The 23334-nt window shown below is 69.1% G+C and carries 18 protein-coding genes; 6 read left to right on the plus strand and 12 right to left on the minus strand.

Features of this window, described 5'->3' with window-relative positions:
* Window positions 1-7 precede the first annotated feature (7 nt).
* From tssI to HUA76_RS17010, 3 genes are all read right to left on the minus strand, one after another.
* Entirely contained in the window at window positions 8-2488 is a 2481-nt protein-coding gene (gene tssI / locus HUA76_RS17000) for a type VI secretion system tip protein VgrG (protein ID WP_174461472.1), read from the minus strand.
* Window positions 2489-2595: 107 nt separating this feature from the next.
* On the minus strand, window positions 2596-3567 hold the full coding sequence (locus HUA76_RS17005) for a nicotinamidase (RefSeq protein WP_141645491.1): 972 nt from the start codon (window positions 3565-3567) through the stop codon (window positions 2596-2598).
* 25 nt (window positions 3568-3592) lie between these two features.
* The gene (locus tag HUA76_RS17010) at window positions 3593-5038 is read right to left on the minus strand and encodes a nicotinate phosphoribosyltransferase (RefSeq protein ID WP_141645492.1); all 1446 of its coding nucleotides are present in this window, start codon (window positions 5036-5038) and stop codon (window positions 3593-3595) included.
* A gap of 710 nt (window positions 5039-5748) precedes the next feature.
* On the opposite strand from HUA76_RS17010, the gene HUA76_RS17015 reads away from it, so the two are divergent.
* Window positions 5749-6720 carry a TonB C-terminal domain-containing protein gene (locus HUA76_RS17015; RefSeq protein WP_254614266.1) on the plus strand — a complete coding sequence of 324 codons (972 nt, stop codon included), beginning with the start codon at window positions 5749-5751 and terminating at the stop codon, window positions 6718-6720.
* Window positions 6721-6726: 6 nt separating this feature from the next.
* Here the strand turns inward: HUA76_RS17015 and HUA76_RS17020 are convergent, their stop codons facing one another.
* The gene (locus HUA76_RS17020) at window positions 6727-7242 is read right to left on the minus strand and encodes a hypothetical protein (protein ID WP_174461473.1); all 516 of its coding nucleotides are present in this window, start codon (window positions 7240-7242) and stop codon (window positions 6727-6729) included.
* A 122-nt stretch (window positions 7243-7364) separates the two neighbouring features.
* Between HUA76_RS17020 and HUA76_RS17025 the strand changes: the two genes are divergently transcribed.
* Window positions 7365-8435, plus strand: a complete 1071-nt coding sequence (locus tag HUA76_RS17025; RefSeq protein WP_174453153.1) for a hypothetical protein — start codon at window positions 7365-7367, stop codon at window positions 8433-8435.
* Window positions 8436-8495: 60 nt separating this feature from the next.
* Here HUA76_RS17025 and HUA76_RS17030 read toward each other — a convergent pair whose 3' ends face one another.
* From HUA76_RS17030 to epmA, 3 genes are read right to left on the minus strand one after another with little or no spacing between them, the layout of a single operon-like run.
* A complete protein-coding gene (locus HUA76_RS17030; RefSeq protein WP_174453152.1) occupies window positions 8496-9185 on the minus strand; it encodes an inorganic pyrophosphatase in 690 nt (229 codons plus the stop codon).
* Window positions 9182-9925 carry a 1-acyl-sn-glycerol-3-phosphate acyltransferase gene (locus HUA76_RS17035; protein WP_141645496.1) on the minus strand — a complete coding sequence of 248 codons (744 nt, stop codon included), beginning with the start codon at window positions 9923-9925 and terminating at the stop codon, window positions 9182-9184. Before HUA76_RS17035 ends, HUA76_RS17030 begins: the two co-directional genes overlap by 4 nt.
* The gene (gene epmA / locus HUA76_RS17040; protein ID WP_174461474.1) at window positions 9922-10926 is read right to left on the minus strand and encodes an EF-P lysine aminoacylase EpmA; all 1005 of its coding nucleotides are present in this window, start codon (window positions 10924-10926) and stop codon (window positions 9922-9924) included. The genes HUA76_RS17035 and epmA overlap by 4 nt, the downstream gene beginning before the upstream one ends.
* Window positions 10927-10956: 30 nt before the next feature.
* Here epmA and HUA76_RS17045 point away from each other — a divergent pair, with 30 nt between their 5' ends.
* Window positions 10957-12732: a chromosome segregation protein SMC gene (locus HUA76_RS17045; protein ID WP_174461475.1), complete on the plus strand. Its 1776-nt coding sequence runs from the start codon at window positions 10957-10959 to the stop codon at window positions 12730-12732.
* A 74-nt stretch (window positions 12733-12806) separates the two neighbouring features.
* Here HUA76_RS17045 and HUA76_RS17050 read toward each other — a convergent pair whose 3' ends face one another.
* The 4 genes from HUA76_RS17050 to HUA76_RS17065 all read right to left on the minus strand — a co-directional run bounded on the left by HUA76_RS17050 (window position 12807) and on the right by HUA76_RS17065 (window position 18102).
* Window positions 12807-13853 (minus strand): SPFH domain-containing protein, encoded by a 1047-nt coding sequence (locus HUA76_RS17050; protein WP_141645499.1) that lies wholly within the window; start codon window positions 13851-13853, stop codon window positions 12807-12809.
* 221 nt (window positions 13854-14074) lie between these two features.
* A complete protein-coding gene (locus HUA76_RS17055) occupies window positions 14075-14875 on the minus strand; it encodes an ABC transporter permease subunit (RefSeq protein ID WP_174461476.1) in 801 nt (266 codons plus the stop codon).
* 3 nt (window positions 14876-14878) lie between these two features.
* Complete coding sequence (locus tag HUA76_RS17060; protein ID WP_141645501.1) at window positions 14879-15796, minus strand: ABC transporter ATP-binding protein; 918 nt, start codon at window positions 15794-15796, stop codon at window positions 14879-14881.
* Window positions 15793-18102: a glycosyltransferase family 39 protein gene (locus HUA76_RS17065; RefSeq protein WP_141645502.1), complete on the minus strand. Its 2310-nt coding sequence runs from the start codon at window positions 18100-18102 to the stop codon at window positions 15793-15795. The genes HUA76_RS17060 and HUA76_RS17065 overlap by 4 nt, the downstream gene beginning before the upstream one ends.
* A 237-nt stretch (window positions 18103-18339) precedes the next feature.
* Between HUA76_RS17065 and HUA76_RS17070 the strand changes: the two genes are divergently transcribed.
* The 3 genes from HUA76_RS17070 to HUA76_RS17080 all read left to right on the plus strand — a co-directional run bounded on the left by HUA76_RS17070 (window position 18340) and on the right by HUA76_RS17080 (window position 21592).
* Window positions 18340-19599, plus strand: coding sequence for a hypothetical protein (locus HUA76_RS17070; RefSeq protein ID WP_174461477.1), 1260 nt, complete (start codon window positions 18340-18342; stop codon window positions 19597-19599).
* A 2-nt stretch (window positions 19600-19601) separates the two neighbouring features.
* The gene (locus HUA76_RS17075; protein ID WP_174461478.1) at window positions 19602-20477 is read left to right on the plus strand and encodes a hypothetical protein; all 876 of its coding nucleotides are present in this window, start codon (window positions 19602-19604) and stop codon (window positions 20475-20477) included.
* A gap of 116 nt (window positions 20478-20593) precedes the next feature.
* On the plus strand, window positions 20594-21592 hold the full coding sequence (locus HUA76_RS17080; protein ID WP_174461479.1) for an RNA ligase family protein: 999 nt from the start codon (window positions 20594-20596) through the stop codon (window positions 21590-21592).
* A gap of 49 nt (window positions 21593-21641) precedes the next feature.
* Here the strand turns inward: HUA76_RS17080 and HUA76_RS17085 are convergent, their stop codons facing one another.
* A complete protein-coding gene (locus HUA76_RS17085; protein ID WP_254614267.1) occupies window positions 21642-23285 on the minus strand; it encodes a rhomboid family intramembrane serine protease in 1644 nt (547 codons plus the stop codon).
* Window positions 23286-23334 lie beyond the last annotated feature (49 nt).

The raw sequence follows: 23334 nt of genomic DNA on the forward strand, positions 1-23334 counted from the left end.
CAGCGAATCAGCCCTGCGGTTTCGGGAACGACAGCACGGACTCACCTTCCGGCAGCTTGTCGAGCTTCGCGCCGCCCTGCCCGTCCAGCGTGCCCTTGCGGACACTGCCATCCGGCAACTTGAGCTCGAACTCGCGCCCCTCCACGGACCCGCCGCTCCGGCTCTTCATCTTGATTTTCATCGAGCCCGACTCGGCCGGCGGCAGCTTTCCAATCTCCTTGAGGCTGATGGACTCGCTCTTCGCCGAACCCGCCGCCTCCATCTTCACCTTGGCGCCCTTGAACTTCACCTCGGAGCCATCCAGCGTGAGCGTCTTGGCGTAGAGCTTCACGTTGCCGGACTTCTCCACCTGCAACGCCAGGTTCCCGTTGACGATGACGGAGAGCTTGTCGGACTTGAGCGAGTACGTCTTGGCCATCAAGGTCGTCTCCTCCTTGACGGCAATCTGGAACAGGCCCTTCACCTCTTCCTTCAGGTCCTTGCCCACCGTTACCGTGGCGCCGCCCTTCACCTCGGTCTTCCAGTCGGTGCCGACCTTCCGCTCCGTCTTCTCCGCCACCGTCTCGCTGCGGTGACCGATGACGTTCTCGAAGTGCGCGCCACCGACCTGAAGCGACTTCACACCCCCGGTCGCCTCGTTCAAGGCCAGCGCGACGGACACCGCCAGCGCCCCGCCAATCGTGGTGGCCTTCGCCGCGCCCACCATCTCCGATGAAGCCTTGGAGACATCCACGAAGAGGTTGCCGCCCACCGACATCACCTGGTTGCCGTCGACCGCCTCGTCATGGCTCCCGAGCGTGGTGCTCTCGCGGTCCTTCTCCACCAGCAGCGACTGGTTGCCCTCCACCATCGCCACGTCGTGCTTCTTCACCAGCAACGACTGGAACCCCTCCACCGTGCGCTTGCGGTCCTTCTTCACCAGCAGCGACTCGTACCCACCGACCTGCTGGTCCTTGTTGTTCTCCGTGAGCAGGTCTTCGTCCTTCTGCGCGTGGGTGAAGATCTCCTCCGCACCCGTCGAATCCTCGACGCGCACCTCGTTGAAGCCGTCGCTGCCCGGGCTCGACGCGCTCTTGCGAGTGCTCTTCGTCTTCTCGTCCGGCAGCGGGTACGGCGCCATGTTGGAGCCGTTGTAGACGGCGCCCGCCACCAGCGGTCGGTCCGGGTCGCCTTCCAGGAAGCGCACCACCACCTCCTGACCGATGCGCGGCAGCCACACGTCGCCCCAGGCCGGACCGCCCCACGGCTGGCCCACGCGCACCCAGCAGGAGGCCTTCTCGTCCCTCTTGCCCTCGCGGTCCCAGTGGAACTGGACCTTCACGCGGCCATGCGCGTCGGTGTGTATCTCCTCGCCGGAGGGCCCCACCACCGTGGCCGTCTGCAGGCCCGCGATGCGCGGCGGCGGCGTCTTGCGGCGCGGCCGGAAGGGCACCGCCTTGGGCAGGAGCTGGAACTGGTTGCGATAGAGCCCCTGGAGCGACTCGCTGCCCCCGGAGACGTCCGGCTGCAGGCCCGAGTGCACCACGTCGGTGACCAGGTACTCGCCCGCGAAGACGTCCTCCTCGGACAGCTCCACCTCCAGCAGGAACCCCGGCGTCAGCCGAGGCGCCACGCTGTCACCCGCGAGCGTCCGGCCTCCCACCGTGGCCTCCTCCACGCGCACGCTCGACGTGGACTTGCCCACGCCCGGTGTCACGTAGCCTGCGGGATAGTCGTAGAGCTCCAGCGCCGTCACGCCCTCCGCGGCCTCCGTCTTTCCGGAGACATCCAGCGCGGGCTTCTCGAAGTCGTAGTCCTTCAGGTGCACGGCGCCCGGACGCAGCCGGTGCACCACTTCCAACGCGGAGAGGTACTCCTCCTCCACCACCGCCTTGCCCAGACTGGGACGCAGGGGCAGTGCCTTGCCCTGCGGCAGCGGCGCGTGCGCGCTCGGCTTGTCGCCCAGCACCAGCGTGTGCCCGTCCTCGGCGTGCTCGAAGAAGTAGAAGATGCCCTCCCACTCCATCAGCCGACTGAGGAAGGCGAAGTCCGTCTCGCGGTACTGCACGCAGTACTCGCGCGGCGCGTAGGCGGCGGACAGGGCCGCGCGCACCTCGATGCCGTTCTCCTTCAGCACCGCCTTGAGGATGTCCGGGACGGTCTTCTCCTGGAAGATGCGGCTCTTGTGGGCCTGCGTCAGTCGCCACAACCGCGGCACCACGTGCGCCCGGTAACGCCTGCGCCCCGTCTTCATCCCCAGGGCTTCCACCTCGCGCACCCAGCCGTGAACGTGCCGGGCGGCGAAATCCCGCACGGAGAACGTCACCAGGGCGTCCTGTCCCACGAGCTCCGCCACTTCGAGCGGCTCGGCGTCCACCGTGAAGAAGTCCACACGGAAGTCGTACAGCCGGCTGAGGCCCTCGGAGCCGGAGACACCCGACACGCCCAACCCGTCCGGGCCATGGGGGCCGACCTTCAGCGAGAACGCCGGTGAGCTCTGTCGTGACATGACTCCCCCTTCACCAGCGGCAAGCCATCAACGGCAGGCCGGGGACGGAGGCGGAATTCTACCACACCGAGTGAATCCCGGCGCACGCCCCACGCCGGAAGTCCGGCTCAAACGTCCAGCGGCTCCGTGGTGCGCACCACCCGCATCCCCGCCCGCCGCAGCTCCTCGATGGCCTCGTCCGCCAGTCGTGGGAAGTCCAGCGAGGGCGGAAGCGGCTCCAGCGGCGGCGCGGGCACCGGGCTCATCGCGTCCACCAGGATGTGGACCCGCCCCATCTTCGAGCGGTCCGTCCGCTCGATGTGCTCCCGGAGGTCCCTCAGCGTGGACAGGACGCAGTGCGACTTGGCCTGACCGAAGACGTAGAGGCGATCAAACGTCATCAGCCGCTCGAAGAGGCGCGTATTGAATTCGCCCACACGCTGCCCCTTCACCTCCGTCACCTCGGGCATGAGCACGGAGTAGTTCTCCGTGAGCGGGTGCTCGCCCTTCAGCTCGAAGTGGGTGGCCGTGTCCCGCGCCAGGGCGTGGAACACGCTCGCCTCGTAGAACGCCGGCACCAGCGCGTGGCTCAGGCCCCCGAGCAGCGCATGGTACGGCCAGATGGTGAGCACGTAGCGCGCCTGCGCCTCCAGGCGCTCGCAGTACTCCAGGCTCTCTTCCGGAAAGCGCGTGGCCCGCCAGCGGCCGGAGCGGACATCCGCCACGGACACCTGCGTCATCGGCGCGGGGTGCCGTCCCTCCGCGTCCTTCCACCAGGCGGGATGGAAGATTTGAAAGATGCGATGGGTGTCGAGCGAGAACACCAGCTCCGTCACCCGGTTGAGGTGCGAGTAGAGCCAGCGCAGCGTGCGCTGGGTGTCCTCGACGGCGCCGGGGACGAAGAGGCTGGCGCCGGGGGTGCAGAAGGCCACCTGCACGTCGATACCGAAGGCGGCGATGCGCACCCGGTCCTCGCGCGCGGGGCGCACGCCGTGCTCGGCGACATAGCGTCGGGCCTCGTCGGCGACCTCGGCGGTGCGCTCCAGGTAGAGCTGACCCGAGCGGGCGTCCTCGTGGAAGCGGGGGATGGGCAGCGACATGCGGTCCTCCAGGGGTGGGCCTGTATCAGCGGCCCTTGGGGAAGTGACGCCGCGTCAGCTCCTCGACGAGCGCCTTCGTGGCGGGAGTCTGGGCAATCTTCGCGGGCTCCGCGCTCGCCTCCAGCGCACCCACCAGGGACGGCTTCTCCGGCTCGGCCTCCATGAGCGGGAAGTAGCCCTCCGGCACCGGCTCGCCTTCCTGGCCCACGAGGCCAATGGGGCCGGAGCCATGCCGACGGCGGAAGAGGACGGGAGTGCCGGGGATGCTCTGCTTGCCCTCGGCCAGCTCGTTGCCGAACTTCATCACCGGCTGGGGGCCCGTCTGCGACAGCTTGTAGATGGCGGCCACCCTGTCGCGCGTGAAGGGGCAGTCCATGGTGCGCGCGACGATGTGCCCGCCGTAGCCGTAGAACTGCGCGCTCGGATCCCAGCCCACCTGTCGCCGCAGCTCCTCGAACTCGCGAGTGGCCTCCGCGTCCAGGCCATCCTCGAGGATGTTGACGGGCTTGATGCCCATGTCGCGCGCGCGCGTCACGGCGTAGAGGTACTGGAGCTTCTTGTTGCCGGAGTCGAAGCGGATGGAGTCGCCGGAGCCCGGGTCCTCTCGGATGAGCTGGAAGGCGGCGGGGATGCCCGAGGTGAGCGTGTCGAAGGTGTCCAGCAGGTAGCTGGAGCGCTGGGGGCGGCGCTCGCGCATGGCGCGGAACGCGGCATCATCCGAGCCGTAGCGCTGGATGTGCTCATGCCCCATGGTGCCCACCGGCATCATCCCCAGCGAGCGCGCGCCCTCCACGTTGCTGGTGCGCGTCACGCCCACGTCCTTGCAGGCGCGCAGGGCGATGTCGTGCTGCCCCAGACAGGTCGCCGCGCGCAGGCCCACCTCGAAGATGCGCGCGGGGTCCTCCACCACGTCGACGAGTTCCTGGACGGTGGCGCGCACGCGCTGGGCATACCCGTCCGAGTCCACGGTGATGGGCACGGGCTTGACGCCCACCGCGTCGAGCGTCTCCAGGGCGATGGTCTTCTGCTCCTCGCAGGTGACGCGGGCGAGCGCGCGGGCCAGCACATCCCGGTCCATCAGGGCCTGGGTGGCGACCTGGATGCGGAAGTTGAGCTGGAGCAGCAGCGGCTCCACCCAGGAGACCAGGGCGGAGGGGCCAGTGAGGGTGAGGATGGGCTCGCGCGGGAAGAAGAGCGTGCCGCGCGGAATGGCGCGGATGGAGAGCTTCTCCTTGCGGAGGATGGCGGCCTTGAAGCCCACGCCCATCTCGTAGTCGTAGCGCGCGAGAAAGTCGTAGTCCTCGGGCTTCGGCTCGGGGAGGAGCGAGCGCACGTAGGCGGCCAGGTCCAGGGGCATGACCTGGAGACCGCCCTTGCGGTGTGAGTAATAGAACGTCTCCCGGCGCAACGGCCAGCCGGCCTCCGCCATGCTGAACTTGTAGCCATCCGTCGCGAGCAGCGAGGTCGCCATCCTGGGTGCCTTCCTCCGGTGTTTCTTGAGACTACGCGCGCCATGATGGGTTTCCTACCCTTCTGGCTCGCTTTCCCGGGCATGCCGTATCGACTCGATTAAAAGCAGAGTCCATGTCGCCGGCCCCCTCCCGACGCCTGCTCCCCGCGCTCGCGGCCAGTGTGGCCGTGCACGGGCTGCTGTGGCTGGCCGTCGACGGAATGCCTCCAGCCACGCGGCCACCGGCAGCCCTCCCCCGTCCCGCCGCGCTGGAATGGGTGGAGGTGGAGGTGACCTCGTCGGCCGTGTCGAACCCGGCACAGGAGAGCGAGGCACGTCCCCCGAATGCGTCGAGCGCGCACAAGCAGGCGCTCGCTGAGCGCCCACGTGGAGACAAGACGCTTCCCCATGCGCCCGACTCCACGCCGCGAGCCGAAGAGAGCGGGCCTCCTCCACCGAGCAACTCGGCGACAGAGATGTCCGCCGCCACGGAACGAGCACGACAGAGCACGCCCCACGCCTCGACCACACCACTGGCCGATACGGCCGCCACCGCCGAGCGTGCACAAGAGAGTGAGCCGAGCAGCCCGCGGACCGATACATCCCCCGCTGATTTCGCTCGAGAGAATGAGCGGAGCAGCCCGCGAACCGACACGTCCGCCGCCGCGCAGCACGCACCGGAACGCGAGCCCCGCGTGCCGAGCGACGCACTCGCCGATACATCGCCGCCCATGGACCTGGCGAGGGAACACGCGCCACGTGGCTCCGTGAGCGACAGCCCCCGCGCCAATCCGCTCCTCGCCAACGATGTTCCGCGCGCGGCGCCCTCTTCCACCGCGCTCACGGATTTCGCGCTCGCGCCGGAGAGCATGGCGCGGACTGAGGACGCCACGCGACTCTCGGAGTCCTCTGGCTCGCGACTGCTCCTGGCGGCTCGGACCCAGGCGGCGCCAATGCGACTGAGCGACACCACGGCCGCGCCCGACGTGGGAATCCGTGACGCACGCAAGTCCCCCACGCCCCAGGCGCTCGTGGAGGACCTCGTCTCGGAGGGTGTGGGGCGCGGCAAGGTGGACCGAGGGCTCGTGCATCCCTACTTCAGCCAGCTCGGCAAGAAGCTGGTCGCCTTGTGGGACGCGGACCGCTCCGTGAAGGAGCACGGCCTCCAGGGCTACTTCGACATGGGCATGGAGCGCAGTCGCGCCTATGGCCGCGCCTGGAGCGAGCGCGCCGCCAACTACGGCTCCTCGGGCGCGTTCGTCGCGAACAACCAGCCCGTGGATGACAAGCGCCGCCCGACCAGCACGGTGGGAGACCCGGCCCTGCGCATGCGCAGCGAGCTGCGCGAGAAGATGCGCGAAGGCTTCCGCTCCACGCGCCGAGCCCTCATCCGCGTCGTCCAGGACCGCCAGGGACGCCTGCTCGACGTCTTGCTCGTGGAGCCCAGTCACCAGCCTCAAGTGGACCAGGAGGCGGTGAAGGACGTGCGCTCCGCCGCGGAGAAGCTCCCACCGCCGCCCGCCGAAGCCGTGGGGAGCCGCGAGCGCATCGTCAGCCTCTGGGAGTTCGAGCTGATCATCTCCATCAGCCCGCCCATCCCCACCTTCACCTTCGAGTTCGACGAGGCGCTCGGCTTCATCGACACCCGCCTGCCCCTGGACAAGCGCATCTATAAGCGCGTGCGCCTCGTCGAGCTTCGCTAGCGCGACCTAAAGGCAGTCCACCAGGCCGTCGTAGAGCGTCGTGCTCGTCCCCGGCAACGTCGCGTAGAGCGGCTCCGGCCCCGCGAGCGCCGTCAGCAGCTTCGCCATCGTCGTGCCCCGCGCCAGCGGACTTCTGCAGGCCCATGTCCGCGTCTGCGTGGAGATGACTCCCGTGCGCGAATCGATGTTCTCGGCGCTCCCACCGAACACCCAGAGGCACTGCCCGATGACACCCGTCCGCGTCTCCACCGAACAGCGAAACACGATGGACTCGATGTTCCCGTAGTCCCCCTCACAGAACGTGTCGCCACAGATGTCGTCGAAGTTCTGCCTCAGGTGAGCGCGGAGCTCGAACCACGCCTGGAACTCCGCCTCCGTCTGAAAATAGCTCACCTCATCGACATACGACTTCGCCCGCCGCTCCAGGGGTAACGAGGACACCCCTGCCTGGGGCACCTGCGCCCCAGCGAACGACGACAGCCCCAACATCGACGGCACCACCCACCAAGAACTCATGCGCATCCCGACGGACCTCCCCCTGGAACCACCAGGTCACTCGGGCTTAACGCGCTCTTCACGAAAGACAGTCTTCACAACCCATCCTGGATGACATGGAGTGTCCGCCTCCCGAAAGGCAGGCCCGCATGACGTCGCTCCTCCGTCGTGTTTCCGATGTCCTCGTCCTCACTGTCGTCGCGTTGACCTTCGCGTTGCTGCCCGGCTGCGGTGAGGGCTCTTCGGAAGACGACCCGTTCGGAGAGGCGCGGCGGGCGCTGCTCGATGGCGTGGGCTCCACGGCGGCGCGCGCGGCCCTGACGAAGCGGTGGGCACCCATCCACTACCAGGACGTGGACGTGACGGGCTCGCACTCGCTCAGCGGCAAGTCCGACTTCCTCACCCGCGTGGACTTCGACGGGGACTGGAGCGGGACGAACAACTGGGACAACACCGGCTCGCGCGTGCTCTCCGCGCATGCGTATCAGTCCGTGGTGGAGACGAGCACGCACTGGTACCTGCTCTACACGTTCTTCCACCCGCGAGACTGGTCCGACAGCATCTTCGACACCGAACATGAGAACGACGGCGAAGGCGTGCTGCTCGTCATCCAGCGCGACGGCAGCGAGTACGGCGCGCTCGTCGGCGCGGTGACGGTGGCGCACAAGGACTTCTTCTCCTTCGTGCCCTCGGGCAGTCCGCTCGGCTCGGGCTCGGAGTCGCTCGACGGCACGCTGTCGCTGGCCTCGTTCGAGGGACAGCTCCACCCCATCACCGCGCAGGAGGCCAAGGGCCATGGCCTCAAGGCGTGGCCCGCGTACGACATCGTCGGTGACGGCGTGAAGTACTTCCCGTCCCTCTCGCTCGCCGAGCAGCCCTCGTCCGCCACGGACTCCGACGTGCGCTACAAGCTCGTGGACATCTACGGCGCGGAGGGGCTCTGGCCGAGGCGGGAGCTCACCACGCTGTTCTCCTCGTACGGGACGTTCCGGGGAGACACCAGCGGCGGCTGCGGACTCGTGGCGGGCAACTGCGGCTCGAACTCCGCCAACTCGCCCTGGGGCTGGGATGACCAGAACGACGGTCCCATCCTCCGAGGCGAAATCGCGAATGATCCGGCGAAGCTCGCGGCCTGGTACTTCAGCCCGGCGTCGCAGTTCTCCACGACGTACACCTTCAACCCGTTCAAGGGCATCGGCACGGACCCGAACCAGCCCTGAGCGGCGAGGCCCGACGACGCGGAGCGGGACTCACTCCCGCTTCCGCGCGTGGCTTCGACGTCAGGACGCGCGGGACTTCCGAGCGGGGCGACGCGTGCGGCTGCGCACCGGCGTCGAAGGGGACTGACCGTAGACACGGTCATAGTCCTTCATGCTCCGGCGGATGACCTCCATCGCCTCCGGCCTGTCGTAGACCTCCGCGATTTCGACGCTGCGCTTTCCCTCACCGGGAATCTGCTTGTAGGTGAGGAAGTAGTGCTTGAGACGGTCCAGCAGCGGACGCGGGAGCTGGGCGATGTGCTGCAGCTCTCCGTAGACCAGGTCGGACTCGAGCACCGCGATGATTTTGTCGTCCGCCTCGTTGCCGTCGATCATCCGGAAGCCGCCGATGGGCACCGCGCGCACCAGGAGGTTGCCATTGCTGACGACCTTCTCCGTCAGCACGCAGATGTCGATGGGGTCCCCATCGCCCTGGATGTTCTTCACGCCCGTGCGCTCGGCGCAGCGCTTCGCCACCAACTCGTCGCAGTACGTCTGGGGAATGAAGCCGTACAGCGTCGGGCACTGGCTGCTGAACCGCTGCGGCCGGTCCAGCTTCAAGATGCCCGACTCCTTGTCCATCTCGTACTTCACCGCGTCCGTGGGGACGATTTCGATATAGGCGGTGACGATTTCAGGAGACTCGTTCCCGGGGGTGATGCCGTGCCAGGGATGAGCCGCGAACGACTTCTGAGGTGCTGACTTCTTCATGTGGGTACGTCTCCCGAGCGCCTGCACGCCTCGGAGTAGAGTTGCGCGACCGCGTCCTCCAGCTCGCCCGTGAGCGCGTCGCGGTCTTCAATCGTCAGGCCCTGCGTGGGGATGGGCTTGCCCACCACCAGCGCCACGCGCTGGCCCCACTGCACCGCCCGTCCTCCCTTGGGAAGGATGAGCCGCGTCCCCGACACCGCCATGGGCACCACCGGCACGCCCGCCTGGATGGCGAGCGTCGCGGCCCCCTTCTTGAACGGCCGCAGCCGTCCGTCCTCGCTGCGAGTGCCCTCGGCGTAGAAGAGCACGCTCACCCGCTCGCGCAGCGCCGTCACCGCCTCCTCCAACCGGGCCCGGTCCTCACTGCCGCCGCTGCGCGCCACGGGGATGTTGCCCGCCCGCCGCAGCGCCGCGCCGAACACCGGAATCTTGAACAGCTCCGCCTTCGCCACGAAGCGCGTGTGCGTCTCCACGTACGCCATGTTCAGCGGCGCGTCGTAGTGCGACTGGTGGTTGCACACGAAGACGACGTGGCCCTCCGTGGGAATGTGCTCCAGCCCCACTGCCTCGTGACGCACACCCGCCGACGCCAGCACGCCCCGCGCCCAGACCCTCAGGGCCTTGTCCGCCTCCCGGTGCGCGCCTCCCACCGACAACGCGGAGATGACCGAGGAGAACACCCCCGTCAGGCCCACTGCTGAAACACCCGCGAACGCCGTCCGGACGATGTCTCGAATCACACGAACTCGTGGGCGGGGAACAGGAGCACGTCCGAGATGCGCTGGACCCCGAGCAGCAGCATCAGGATTCTGTCGAGCCCCACGGCGATTCCCGCCGAGGGCGGCATTCGACCTACTGCGTCAAGGAACCGTTCGTCCAAAGGATACACGGAACGCCCCAGCTTGCGCCTGAGGTCCTGTTCCTCGAGCAACCTCGCCCGCTGCTCGGCTGCGTCCGTCAGCTCGGAAAACCCGTTCGCGAGCTCCAGGCCCTTCGCGTACAGCTCCACCCGCTCCGCCACCGAGGCGTCCCCAGGCTTCAAGCGAGAGAGCGCCGCCATGGACGCCGGGTACTCGATGAGGAACGTGGGCCGCTCGTGGCCCAGCCCGAGTTCCACGCGTTGCAGGAAGAGGTGGAAGAAGACGTCATCGAAGCTCTCCGCGTCGCCCGTCCGCACGCCAGCGGCCTCGGCGGCCCGCTTGAGCGAGGGCCCGTCCGAGTGCACGCGGATGTCCACGCCCGTCGCCTTGAACACGGCGTCGCGCACCGTCAGGCGCTCGTAGGGCGTGCGCGTGAAGAAGGCCGGGTCGGCGCCGGGCTCGCCTTCCGTGGTGGAGCGCCCCGCTTCGGCGAGCGCGCCTTCCAGGTCCGCCATGATGGCGTGGTAGTCCGCCTGGGGTCGGTAGAACTCCAGCATCGTGAATTCCGGATTGTGCGTGGCGGAGACCTCGCCGTTCCGGAACACCTTGCACAGCTGGAAGAGAGGGCCGGCCCCATCGGCGAGCAGACGCTTCATCGCGTATTCGGGGCTGGTGTGGAGATAGAGGGTGCGCGCGGTGCCGACGTCCGTCTCGGGGATGAAGCCCGCCTCGAAGGCGTTGATGTGCGGCTCCATTCCCGGCGTGGGGATGAGCAACGGCGTCTCCACCTCCAGATACCCCTCGGCGACGAAGAAACGTCGAAGGGCGGAGTAGAGGGCCTGGCGTCCCCGGGCGGCCCGCCATTGAGAAAGGTTGGGCATGGGCCTGGCGGAAGTAACATGAGGCCCGACATGCACCCAAGGATTCCCCTCCTCCTCGCTGTTGCCCTCTGCCTCAGCGCCTGCCCCAAGGGGCCCCCCGCCGACTCCCGGCAGCCTCCCACGGAGGAGCAGCGCCTGACGACGGACGTGCGCGCGCTGGCCTCGCGAGCGGAGACGTTGCTGGAGGCGCAGCACCGGCTCGTCTGGGTGTTCTGGACGGAGGGCCGCCACGTGGACGTCTCCGGGACGTATGCGGGCCAGGAGGACCTCTTCACGCTCGACAACATCCGCAAGGTGGACCGTCTGCGGCAGCTCACGCAGGACCCGCGCGAGGTGCGCGCCCTCACCGCGCTGCACTCGCACTTCGCCGGCGAGTACCTGTCGCACGCGCTGGCCGAGTACAACGACGCGTCCGCCAACCTGGAGGCGTCACTCACCTTCACCGTCGACGGCAAGGAGCTGCGCTACCGGGATTTGGAGCGGCTGCTCGCCAACGAGCGGAGCGCGGCGCGGCGCAAGGCGCTGTACACGGCGGCGACGCCTCCGCTGGAGCGACTCAATCAGACGCTGCGCCGCAAGGAGGAGCGCGCCGAGGAGCTGGTGAAGGAGCTGGGCTTCCCCTCGTACGAGGCCTTCGGCAGCGAGCTGCGGCAGGCGGACCTGGGCAAGTTGAGCGTGCTGGCGGAGGAGATCCTCCAGGCCACGCAGGCGCCGTACCGGTTGGTGATGGAGAGGCTCGCGCAGCGTGAGCTGGGGGTGCCCTTCAAGGACATCACCCGCGCGGACATCCCCCGGCTGTTCCGCTCGCGCGAGGTGGAGGACGCCTTCCCGAAGGGGGAGTCCCTGCTCAAGGCGCACGGCACGTTGTCGGGGATGGGCCTGGACCTGGCCGAGCTGAAGAACGTTCAAATCGACGCGCGGGAGTTGCCGCGCAAGAACACCCGGCCGCTGGCCCTGGCGGTGCGCGTGCCGGACGACGTGCGGCTGTCCTTCAAGCCGGGCTCGGGCGTGTTGCATCAGGCGCGCGTACTGCACGAGTTCGGGCACGCGTTGCACTCGGCATTCACCAAGGAGACGCGCTTCGAGCTGGCGCGGCTGGGCAACCCCACGGTGGGCGAGGCGTACTCGTCGCTCTTCGAGGACCTGCTGGAGGACCCGGTGTGGCTGGAGGAGCACGCGGGCGTTAGTGGAGACCAGCGCTCGCAGTACCTTGCGGCCTCCAGCGCGCACAAGCTGTACCTCATCCGCCACGCCGCGGGCCGGCTCCTGTACCAGTTGGAGCTGCACCGGCGCGTGGAGGTGGACCCGAAGGAGCTGTACCGCCAGGTCATGTCGCGCACCGACGACATCCCGATGACGGACGAGGACACCGCGCGCTACCTGGTGGACCAGGAGGACTTCTTCCAGTCGGCGGACAGCTTCCGCGCGTGGTTCCTCGCGGGCCAGCTCCAGGCGCAGCTCAAGGCGCGCTTCGGCCCCGCGTGGTGGCACGCGCCGCAGTCGGGTGAGTTCCTCAAGGCGCTGTGGGCGAAGGGCAACGCGCTGTCCTCGCGCGAGGTGGCCGAGGCCATTGGCGAGAAGGGCATCGAACCGGACGTGCTGCTGTTGCGCCTGGGCACCACGCTCCAGGTGCCCATCCGGCTGAACCTGGAGGGCGTGGAGGACAGCATCCTCCCCGCGGCGCCCGGCCTGGAGGGCTTCACCCAGCCCGCGCCGCCTCCGGGGCTGGAGGAGTTCACCGCGCCGCAGGGGACGCAGCAGGGCCCCACGCTTCCGCCCAAGGCGGGCACCGGCGACGGCCGCTAGAAACACGAAGGGCCTCCGCCCACATGGGGACGGAGGCCCTGACGGTGTGCCGGGAGGACTACCTCCCGAGCGGACTACAGGAGCTTCATCAGCTCCGCGCGCTTGGCGTTGTACTCCTCGTCGGAGAGGACGCCGGCGTCCTTCAGCTCCTTGATTTCCTTCAGGCGCTGCGCGGGACTGCGCGTGTCGGCGGGAGCCGCCTGCTGCGCGGGCTCCTGGGGGCGCTGCTGCTGGCCCTGCTGGTTCATGAACTGCTGGGCCATTCCGAAGCCCATGCCCATGCCCATGCCGCCCAGCGCGTTGCCGGAGCCGCTGCCGTCACCGCCCTTGGCCATGCCCTCGGCCGCGCCCAGCATCGCCTGGCCCTGCGCGTACTGCTGGAAGCCACCGGCCAGCCGGGAGTAGGCGACGTCCTTGGAGAGCTTCTTCAGCGTCCCCTCGTCCTCCTCCTTGATGCTGACGTGGAAGTTGCCCATCCGCACCACGGTGAGGCCGTAGCCGTCCACGTGGGGCTTCAGGCCGCTGATGACCTCGGTCTCGATTTCCTCGGTGTACGCACCGCTCGTCACGTCGAGCAGCGGCCAGCGCTTCTTCACCAGCAGCTCGGCGATGCGATCTCTCGTCACCTTGAGCACCTGGTTCTTGAACCAGCCCAGCAGCTCCTCGTTGCTGGAGCGGCCCATGCCCACCAGGCCCACCACGAGCTTCTCCGGGTCCGTCACGCGGATGGAGAAGTCGCCGTACACCATGGTGCCGATGCCCAGGCCCGTCTCCGGGTCCCGAACGTCGCCAATGGGCCCGCCGAACTTCACGCCCGCGAACTCGCGGACGGAGACGAAGAAGACCTCGGTGACGAAGAGGTTGCCACCCGTGAACTTCTCCACGAGCGCGGACAGGAACGGGATGTTGTTCGAGTCGAGCTGGTGACGGCCGGGCCCCAGCTTGCCCTCGACCTTGCCGTCCTTGACGAAGAGGGCGACCTCATCGGCGTCGACGGTCAGCTGGGTGAGCATCCGGATGTTGTTCTCCGGATACTTGTAGATGATCTCCCCCTTCGCCGTGTCCGCGCGAGCGATGAAGTTGCGCTTCGCCTCACCCTTGATGGTGTCGAAGATACCCATTGCTAGTCAGCGCCTCCGTGGCCGCCATGGCGGCCGGCAAATCCGCGCCCCCACCCGACCCTCTCTAAGAACATGGCGTCCGTGACGAAAGCGCGCCCGCTTTCCGCCCGGCAGCCCTCCCTGGAAGATGCCAGTTTCACTGGCGATTGCCTAGCCGCTCGCCCGCCCGGCGGCCCTGGGGTGGCCGCCGGTGAACGGGTGGGAGGCCTCCCAAGGGGACTTCAGCCCCAGCGGCTGACCAGGCGCTCGCGGTCCAGCAGGCGGATGCTGGCGAAGAGGAGCACCACGTCCAGGACCAGTACCACCGCGCCCTGGAGCGCGTAGAAGCCCAGTCCGGCCTTCAGGACGCCGGCCACCTGTCCGCCCACCATGCCGACGAGCGGCAGGACGACCAGGGCCGAAATCTGCTGTGCCATGCGGGCCTCGCTCACCCGCGCGGAGATGAGCACCGCGACGCCGTTGCCGAAGAAGGCGAACAGCGGGGCAATCACCAGCACGCCGAAGGTCCACAGGGCGTTGGGCATCAAGGGTCCCTGCACCATCGGCCACGCGACGATGTCCACGCCCACGCAGAAGATGAGGAAGGCCACCCAGGTAATCACCACCGCGGGCACCAGCGCCGCCAGGCTCTTGCCCGCCACCAGCTCCGCCGCCGTCACCGGCGAGGCGAGCAGCGGCTCCAGCGTGCGCCGCTCCTTCTCGCCCGCGACGCTCTGGGACGCGATGAGGATGGGGACGAAGACGGGCATGACGAGGAACAGCCCGAACCAGTCGGTGAGCGTCTTGTCGATGAGGAAGCGCGCCGCGCTGGCGCCCAAGGGCAGCGTGGGGTCATAGAACTGGGCCACGCTGCGCAGGTCGGCCCTGTTGGGCGTGTTGACGTACGTCCACACGACGACGATGGGCACCAGCACCATGACGGCCGGCAGCACCGCCATGGAGACGAGCAGCCCCACGTTCTTGCGCAGGTCCAGGAAGTCCTTCCAGAACACGGCCAGGGCTCGACGGGGACGGAATGCCATGGCTCAAGCGCCCTCTTCACGAAGCAGGTCCAGGTACACCTCTTCCAGGGGCCGCTGCGCCGGCACCGCGCTGTGCACGCGCGCGCCCGCGCCCACCAGGCACGCCAGCACGTCCGGTGCGTGGGCCTCGTCCTCCAGCATGACGCGCAGCCGCATGCCCTCGGCCAGCACGTTGGGCGCGAAGGGCAGCGACGTCAGCGCGTTGCGGAAGCGCTCCGCCTCGCCGTCCACCCGCACGTCCAGCGACTGCCCCGAGCGCCGCAGCTCCCGCACCGGCCCCATCAGGAGCAGCCGCCGCTTCACCACCGCGACGCGCTCGCACAGCCGCTCCACCTCCGAGAGGTTGTGCGAGCAGAGGACAATCGTGCGTCCCTCCGATGCCAGCTCCGCGACGGCGTCGCGCACCGTGCGCGCGGACTCCGGGTCCAGGCCGCTGGTGGGCTCGTCCAGGAAGATGACGCGCGGGTCATGCACGAGGGTGCGGACGATGGCGAGCTTCTGGCGCATGCCCTTGGAGAAGCCGCCCACCGGCTCCTCCTCGCGGCCCCCCAGTCCGAAGCGCTCCAGGTAGTGCTGCGTGCGCGGCCACGCCTTGGACTCGTCCAGTTCGTGCAGCTTCATGAAGAAGCGCAGGTTCTCCCGGGCGGTGAGCCGCTCGTAGAGACCGGGCTGCTCGGTGAGCAGCCCCACCACCTTGCGCAGCCCCTCGCCGTCGCGGTCCGCGCGGTGGCCCCACACCACGGCCTCGCCCTCGCTGGGGGTCAACAGACCGGTGAGCATGCGCACCGTCGTCGTCTTCCCGGCGCCGTTGGGCCCCAACAGGCCAAACACCTCACCAGGCCGCACGTGGAAGGTGAGCCCCTCCACGGCGACGCGTTCGCCGAAGCGCTTGCCCAGACCCCGGACGTCGATGCCGCTCAATCGATGGTCACCAGGACGAACTTGTTGTTGATGTCCTTGTCGACCGGGGTGACGACCTTGTCCGCGCCCACCGCGCTGCGCAGCGAGGAGAGCATCTTCTGCTCGGCGAGCACCCACTCGCGTCCGGGCCGCGCGACGAGCGAGCGCAGCTTCGCGTTGTAGTCACCGCTGCGGTACTGCTCCACGGTGTTGCTGGAGTAGAGCGTCTCGCCGCGCCAGTTCATCAGGTACGCGACGATGGGCTCGCCTTCCTGCCGCTGCGAGTAGTAGCGCCAGAAGAGGTCTCGCTGCGTCCAGTGGTGGGACAGGTCCACCCAGTGGTTCCAGTTGAACCAGAGGGCGAAGCCGGCGGCCAGCACCCAGAAGGTGCCGAACAACATCACCCGCGCCCGCATCAGCGTCGCCACGACGGCCATGGCGCCCGCCACCGCGAAGACGAAGCCCAGCGCACCCTTGATGTTGACGGGCTCCGACAGCGAGCGCAGCAGCGAGTCCTCACCCGCGGGATTCTTGAAGCCGCGCACCGCCAGCACCACGCCCGCCAGCGCCAGCACCGCGGCCAGGGCCTGGAGCGACGCGCGACCTTCCGTCTTCGGGCGCAGCGACTGCCACCCGAGGAAGCCGCCCACCACCGCCACCGCCACGCCCACCAGCCCCGTCGCGGACACCTTCGCGCCGGACGCCACCGCGGCCAGCGTGGCCGCGCCACCCAGGAGCATGAGCAGCGCCACCGCGCGCGAGCCCGGCGTCACCTTCTCACGCGTCTTGGGCGAGAACGCCTCGAACGACAGGTAGACGCCGAAGGCGAGCAGCACCAGCGTGACGAGGTCGCCTGTCCAGAGCGCGCGGGAGAAGAACGCGATGGGCTTGGTGACCAGGTCCTGCGGATAGGGCCGGTCGTAGTTGTAGACGAACAGGTCGGTGAAGTTCTTCGGGTTCTCCGCCAGGTCCTTGCCGACGAGGACGAAGAGGACCAGGCCGAAGATGAGGCTCACCGCGTGCGCGGAGATGCCCTCTTCCCAGAGCCGGTCGATGAAGAGCGCGATGAGGACCGCGAGGCCGGGCAGGACGGGGAAGACGTAGTGGTGGAACTTGGTGGCGCTGGAGGCCAGGAGCCAGAAGGAGAAGGCCACCCACACCACGGCGATGATGGCCAGGTGGTCCGCCTTCTTCTCCGAGCGCAGCTTCAGCTTCGCGATGATGGCGAAGGCGCCGGGCAGCAGGGCCACCCAGGGGAAGATGCCGAAGCCCCCCTGCTCGATGAAGTAGATGAACGTGCCACCCGGCGTGGTGGTGTGCACGCCCGCGGTGAGGCGGTTGAGGTGGTCGTGGACGAAGAAGCGGTACCAGAAGAGCTTGCCCTCGTCGTCCACGCTCTTGAAGAGGGACATCACCACGTACCAGGGCGCGGCCACCGCGAAGAACACGAGGATGCCCGTGCCCAGGTGCATCTTGTGCATCTGCGCCCACAGCACCGGCATGGGCTGGCGGCCCTCTCGGACGTCCTTGCGGAAGCCTCCGTCCGTCAGCCAGCGCAGGTGCGCATCGAGGCTCGGCCCGTCCCAGGGCATGACGGCCAGCGCCGCGTAGAGCACGAGGATGACGGCGGGCAGACCCACGCCCAACAGGCCCTTGGCCAGCGTGGACAGGCCCGCGAAGAAATAGAAGCCGTACCACCAGGCGGCGCGGTGCTTCGTCGTGTCATCGAGCTGGCCGATGAGCGCGCACGCCATCGCGCAGACGAACGTGGTGACGAACGGCGTGTCCGTCACCGTCTGCCGCGTGAGCAGGAAGTACAGCGGCATGGTGGCCAGCACGAAGCCGGTGGCCAGGCCCGCGCGGCGGTTCACCACGCGCGACACGGCCAGGGACAGGAGCGTCACGGCGGTGATGCTCAGCGCCACGAAGGGCACGCGCATGCCCCACTCGGTGTACAGCCCGAGCTGGCCTCCCGAGCGCACCGTGCCCACCACCTGCATGCCCAGCGCCTGCATCCACATGGTCAGCGGCGGCTTGGAGAAGAACCACGCGTTCTCCCAGAAGGGATACAGGTAGTCGCGGCGGACGATCATCATCCGCGCCACTTCGCCGTAGTGGGTCTCCCAGCAGTCCCACAGGCCCACCGCGCCCAGGTAGGGGATGAAGAGCAGGCCCGCGAAGAGGGCCGTGGAAAACACCACCCGGGTGGTGGCGGAGAGCGCGAGCCACCGCTGCATCCACCGCGCCGAGAAGGTCTCCTTGCCGAGAATGGCCTCGGCGAAGGTCTGCTCTTGCTGCTGTTCCTGCTGTTCGCCGTCGCTCGCCACGGGTGAAGGGCTCCTTGAGTCGTTTCGGGCGGTTGCCTGCGCACCACGGGCAGGACGCGGCCTTATATCCCCGCCACCCTCGCCGGTCGACCTCCGCCGGAGGCACACCGTGAGGCAGCGTGCGCGCCATTGTGCAGGAGCCTGCACGAAGGTGGGAGGCCCACATGGAGGGAGCCCGCCGGGCGAGCGGGGGCACGGGCCTTGTATTGCCCGCCCCCGTCCAGATTTGGAGGCTCCATGCTCGTGTCCGCGGTGACGTTGGGTTGTGCCCTGCTCCTGGGGCAGGTGGAGGGTGGCCCTCCCGCTGAGGTTACCCCCGTTGAGGTCGCCCCCGCCGAGGTCGCGCCACCCATCATCCAGCCGCCCGCCGTGCCGCTGCCCTTCCAGGACTCGGAGCGGCCCGCGCTGTGCCTGGAGCTGCCGCCGACGCCGAACGTGCCCTCCGGCCAGTGGCGCGCACAGTGCAGTCACGAGCAGCGTCGCTGTCTCATCACCCCGCGCCGCGAGCTGGATGTCGACGGCCAGGAGACGGAGCGCTTCCTGGAGCGGGTGCGTCCCTGCGTCCCCGAGGAGGCCGCGCCCGTCCCGAACGAGGAGCTGCGCACGTACCGGCTGGAGCCCTCCCTCGCGGACGCGCCGCCGGGCTGGTATCGCGACGAGCGCGGTCGGGTGATGCAGTTCAACTTCGACCTGCACCGGCGCGTCTGGTTGGGCGGCGCCTGGAGCCCGCTGTGGCCCGGCGACGAGGCGCGCGAGGACCGCGTGCGCCTGGACTTCGGCATCGCGCTGGAGCTGGCCGCGCGCAAGCGGCTGCACCGGCTGCACTTCCTGGAGACGGAGCTGTCGCTCGGCGAGCCATCCATCGACTTCTCGCTGCTGCGCTACGACTTCAGCGTCGAGCGCGATGAGCCGCTCTTCCGGATAACGACCTTCTTCGGTGAGCCGCGACGGTACGACGTCAGCATCAACCTGGGCGTGTGGCTGGAGACGCTGCGCGTGGAGGACCTGGAGCGCGGCGAGGCCCGGGGTGGGTTCCTCACCTGGGGCACCCTGCACGCCACCCTGGACCTGTGGCATTCGCGAGACCTGGTGTCCTACGTGCGCGTGCGCGCGGGTCCCTCCGCGGAGCGCGACTACGAGAACGGCATCAGCACGTTGGTGCCCGGCGCGGCGCTCGAAGGCAACCTGACGTTGGATCGGGATGGGTTCCACCACCTGCGCTTCGGCGTGGAGGCGGAGAAGGTGCTCCTGTCGCGCGCCGTGGAGGGTCGTCCGCTCAGGCCCGAGCGGCTCAGGCTCTCCGCCGGTTACGAGCTCATCCTGCTGGCCATCAATGACCAGCCGCTGAGCCTGGTCGCGGACGCGCGCGGGGTGTGGCGCAACGACATCGCCTTCCTGCCGGAGCGCTGGGAGTGGTCCGCCTCGGCGGGCCTGCGCTTCTCGCTGTGGGCCCCCGCGCGCCGCTCCGCGCCCATCGCCGAAAAGGCCCGGGATTGAACGTGCTCGCGCTTGGACTCGCATTGCTCCTGGCCTCGGCGCCAGGCGCGGGCCCTCCGTCACCGGACCCGTGTCTCCCCACGGACTCGCGGGGCGAGCCGTTTCCCACCTGCTTCGACCCGGGGGATGGCTGGGTGGTGGGCACGGGCGCGACGGTGCGCGACGGCGTGGGGGCGCTGACGCTGCACTCGAGCGTGCGCATCCGCACCGGGCGCACCAGCCGCAGCAAGGGCACGCCCTGGTTCACCAACCACCGACTCCTGGGCGTGGACCTCTGGGATGGCGAGCGGCAAGGCTGGGGCTTCACCGCCTATGACGGACTGCTGCGTCGCCACCTGGAGGAAGGCTTCATCCTGATTCCCACCGCGCGCCCGGTGCGCATCCCCTTCCCGTTCGACGTGACGGTGGCGCTGCGCGCCGCGCACCTGGAGCGGCGCGAGTGGGAAGGTCCGGGGTGGACGCTGGAGACGGGGCGCATGGGGCTCCTTGTCGACCCGCTGCGCTCGGAGACCGGGCGCGCCTGGCTCGGCTTCGGCCCGGTGGCGAGCCACACGCTGCGCCGCGCGGGCGACACCACCGAGCACGCGCTGTCTCCCTTCACCTCGCTCATGTTCGACCTGGGCCTGGAGAGCGAAGATGGACTGTGGGCCCTGCGTGCTTCGGGGCTCGCGGGGTGGACCCTTGGCCTCGAAGGTGGAACGGACTTCCGCGCCCGCGCCGATGCCTCCCTGGAGCGCGTGTTCCTCGCCGTGGCGGACCAACCCGTGGCGCTGCGGCTCTCTGGCGGCTACGTCGTGGGTGACGCGGGCCTCTCGCGACGTGACGAGTGGACGCTCGGCGCGGGCATCGTGGTGCGAGCCTTCAGCGCGCGGTGGTGAGTCCGCTGTGCCCGAAGCCCAGGGATTCCTGATATCGAGGCACCGTCAGCCGGAGCCTTCCAGGGCGTCGCTCGGGAGCCCCGGCCCTCGCCGGTGGCGAGGAGGGAGGTCCCGTCATGGAGAGAAAGCTCGTCTCGATTCAGCGCATCGACCACCTGGAGGCCATCCCCGGAGCCGACAACATCCTGAAGGCACGGGTGATGGGCTGGGACGTGGTGGTGAGGAAGGGCGAGTTCGCCCCCGGTGACGCGTGGGTCTTCTTCGAAATCGACAGCCAGCTTCCGGAGGGCGCGCCCTGGGCGGAGTTCCTCAGGGCCCGGAGCTTTCGCGTGAAGACTGCGCGACTGCGGGGCGTGCTGTCCCAGGGGCTCGCGCTGCCCACGTCCATCCTGGAGGGCGCGGTGCCCCCCGAGGGCACGGACGTGCGCGACAGCCTGGGGGTCGTGAAGTACGAGCCGGCACCGCCCGAGGGCAGCGACGTGGCCGGGCCCTTCCCGGGCGAGGTGCCGAGGACGGATGAAATCCGCCTGCAGTCGGCGCTCGGCGTCCTGGACGAGCTTCGAGGCCACGACTTCTTCGTGACGACGAAGCTGGATGGGACTTCCGCGACGTTCTTCAAGCCGCTCGACGGCCCGCTGGTGGCGTGCTCCCGGAACTGGTCTCTGCGACCCGGAACGAACCGGGCGTGGACCGTGGCGAAGCGGTACTCGCTGGACACCGCGTTGCCCCCGGGCTTCGCCATCCAGGGGGAGCTGTGTGGCCCCGGCATCCAGAAGAACCGCCTGGGACTCGCCGAGGTGGACCTGTTCGTCTTCAGCGTCCACGACACCCGGACGGGACAGTTCCTGGGCCATGCGGACTTCGTCTCGTTCTGCGCGCGGCACGGGCTGCGCACGGTGCCGGTGGAGCACGTCATCACGGGCGAGGACGCGCGGACGTTCGACCAGGGACTGGAGCACTACCTGCGGCTCGCCCAGGGCCTCTACCCGGGCACGAAGAACCGCAAGGAGGGCATCGTCATCCGCCCGCTCGTCGAGCGGCACTCGCCCACGCTGGGCGGCAGGCTGTCGTTCAAGGTCATCAACAACGACTTCCTGCTCAAGGACGAGGACTGAGGTCGGGCAGAGCCCACGGCTTCCCGAAGGAGGCCTCGGAGCCAACGCGTCAGCGCGGCGTTGGACCCGAGGTCTCTCGGGGCATCGAGGACGGAGACGCTTCCAGCACCGTCCTCAGCGCGGCTTCGGCGGCCCGCAGACGCGAATCCTGCGGGTCCACGCGTCGCGCCTCTTCCAGTCGCTCCAACGCCCGGGGCAGCGCGCCCCGGGCCAGTTCGCACCGTACGCCCGCCTCCAGCGCCCCCGTGTCCGAGGGGCCATAGACCTGGGCCTCGTCCGCCGCATGACACCCCTCCTCGACGCGACCGGCATCGAGCAGCGCGCGTGCGAGCTCCACCCGAGCACCCACGTGCGAGGGTGACAAACGCACCGCCTCCGCGAGCGGAGTAACGGCCTCCCGCGACAACCCCAGCCGCCGCAACACCGCGCCCAGCTCCCGCTGAGGTCCAGGTGCTCCGGGCGACAGCAACGCCCGCCCTCGCGCCTCGCGCAGCACGGAGGGCTCGTCGAAGCGCAGCTCCGCCACCATCCGGCCCACGACCTCCTGATACGCGGGCCACCGCGCGGGCCAGGTGAAGACGAGGCGGTAGACCCACTCTCCCCGAGGCACGAAGAAGGCGAGCAGATGGCGCCCTCCATCGGGCCCTTCGAGCTCCGCGCGCAGCCGCTGCGCGACACGTCCTCCCACCAGCGTCCGCGACGGCCCCTGCACGGACAACGTCCGCCCCTCGGGTCCGGGCGCTCCCAAGGGCAGCGTCTCGTCATGGAAGTGCCGGGCCTGCGCCAGACCATCCACCGGCTCGCCCGCCTCGATGGCCTCCGCGGAGAACGTGGCGCGCCCCAGTCCGGGCAATCCATTGGAGAAGGTCCTCCGTCCCTGCCCGTCCACCTCGCCTCGCCAGCCTTCGGGCATCGCCACCGCGACGCCGAACCCGTCGTCCCGCTCCACGCGCCAGCCCGAGCGCTCCATCACCACCCCGCCCGCCACGAACAGCGCCGCGAGCACCCCTGCCAGCGGCTTCGCCAGACTCGTCCGAGAGGCCCGCTCGGAATCGCGTGGATCCAGGAACGCTCCCGCCAGCAACCCGGCCACCAGTCCACCCAGGTGCCCCGCGTTGTCCACGCCCACGGACGTCCAACCCATCCAGAGGAACACGAGCACCGTGGGAAGCGCGCTTTCCCCGGAGAGCCACCGCACACGGAAGCCCGGGCGCGAGCGGTGACGCCGGCCCAGCACCAGCAGCGCGCCCATGCATCCATAGACGAGCCCGGAGGCACCCACGCTCACCGCGCCCGACCAGGCGAGCGAACTCGCCATCGTGGTCAGTCCGGTGGCGATGAGCAGCGCGACATAGTCACGACGGCGACAGGCTCTTTCGAGCGCCGTCCCCGCCGCCACCAGCACGGTGACATTGAGCGCCAGGTGCAGCGCATCCCGGTGCAGCAGGTTGGCCGACAAGAGCCGCCAGACCTGCCCCGCCTCGAGCACCAGCGGCCCTGCCTTCGCGCCCCAACGCACCAGCGCGTCCACGTCGACGGGACCCAGGGCAACGAGGACCCCGTGGACAGCCACCAGGAGCCCCGCGAGGGCCAGGGTGACCCAGGGAATCGGACGAGCGCTCCCTTGGCCGGCCGATTGACCGATGGACAACAGACCCGGCTGCCCCGCCTCCTGGGGAGAAAGCCCTGTCATTTGAGGGGGATGCATGACTTGTGCGTTGAAAGGCCGTTCTGCTATGACT

This window comes from Myxococcus sp. CA056 (assembly GCF_013336715.1).
Taxonomy (GTDB): Bacteria; Myxococcota; Myxococcia; order Myxococcales; family Myxococcaceae; genus Myxococcus; species Myxococcus llanfairpwllgwyngyllgogerychwyrndrobwllllantysiliogogogochensis.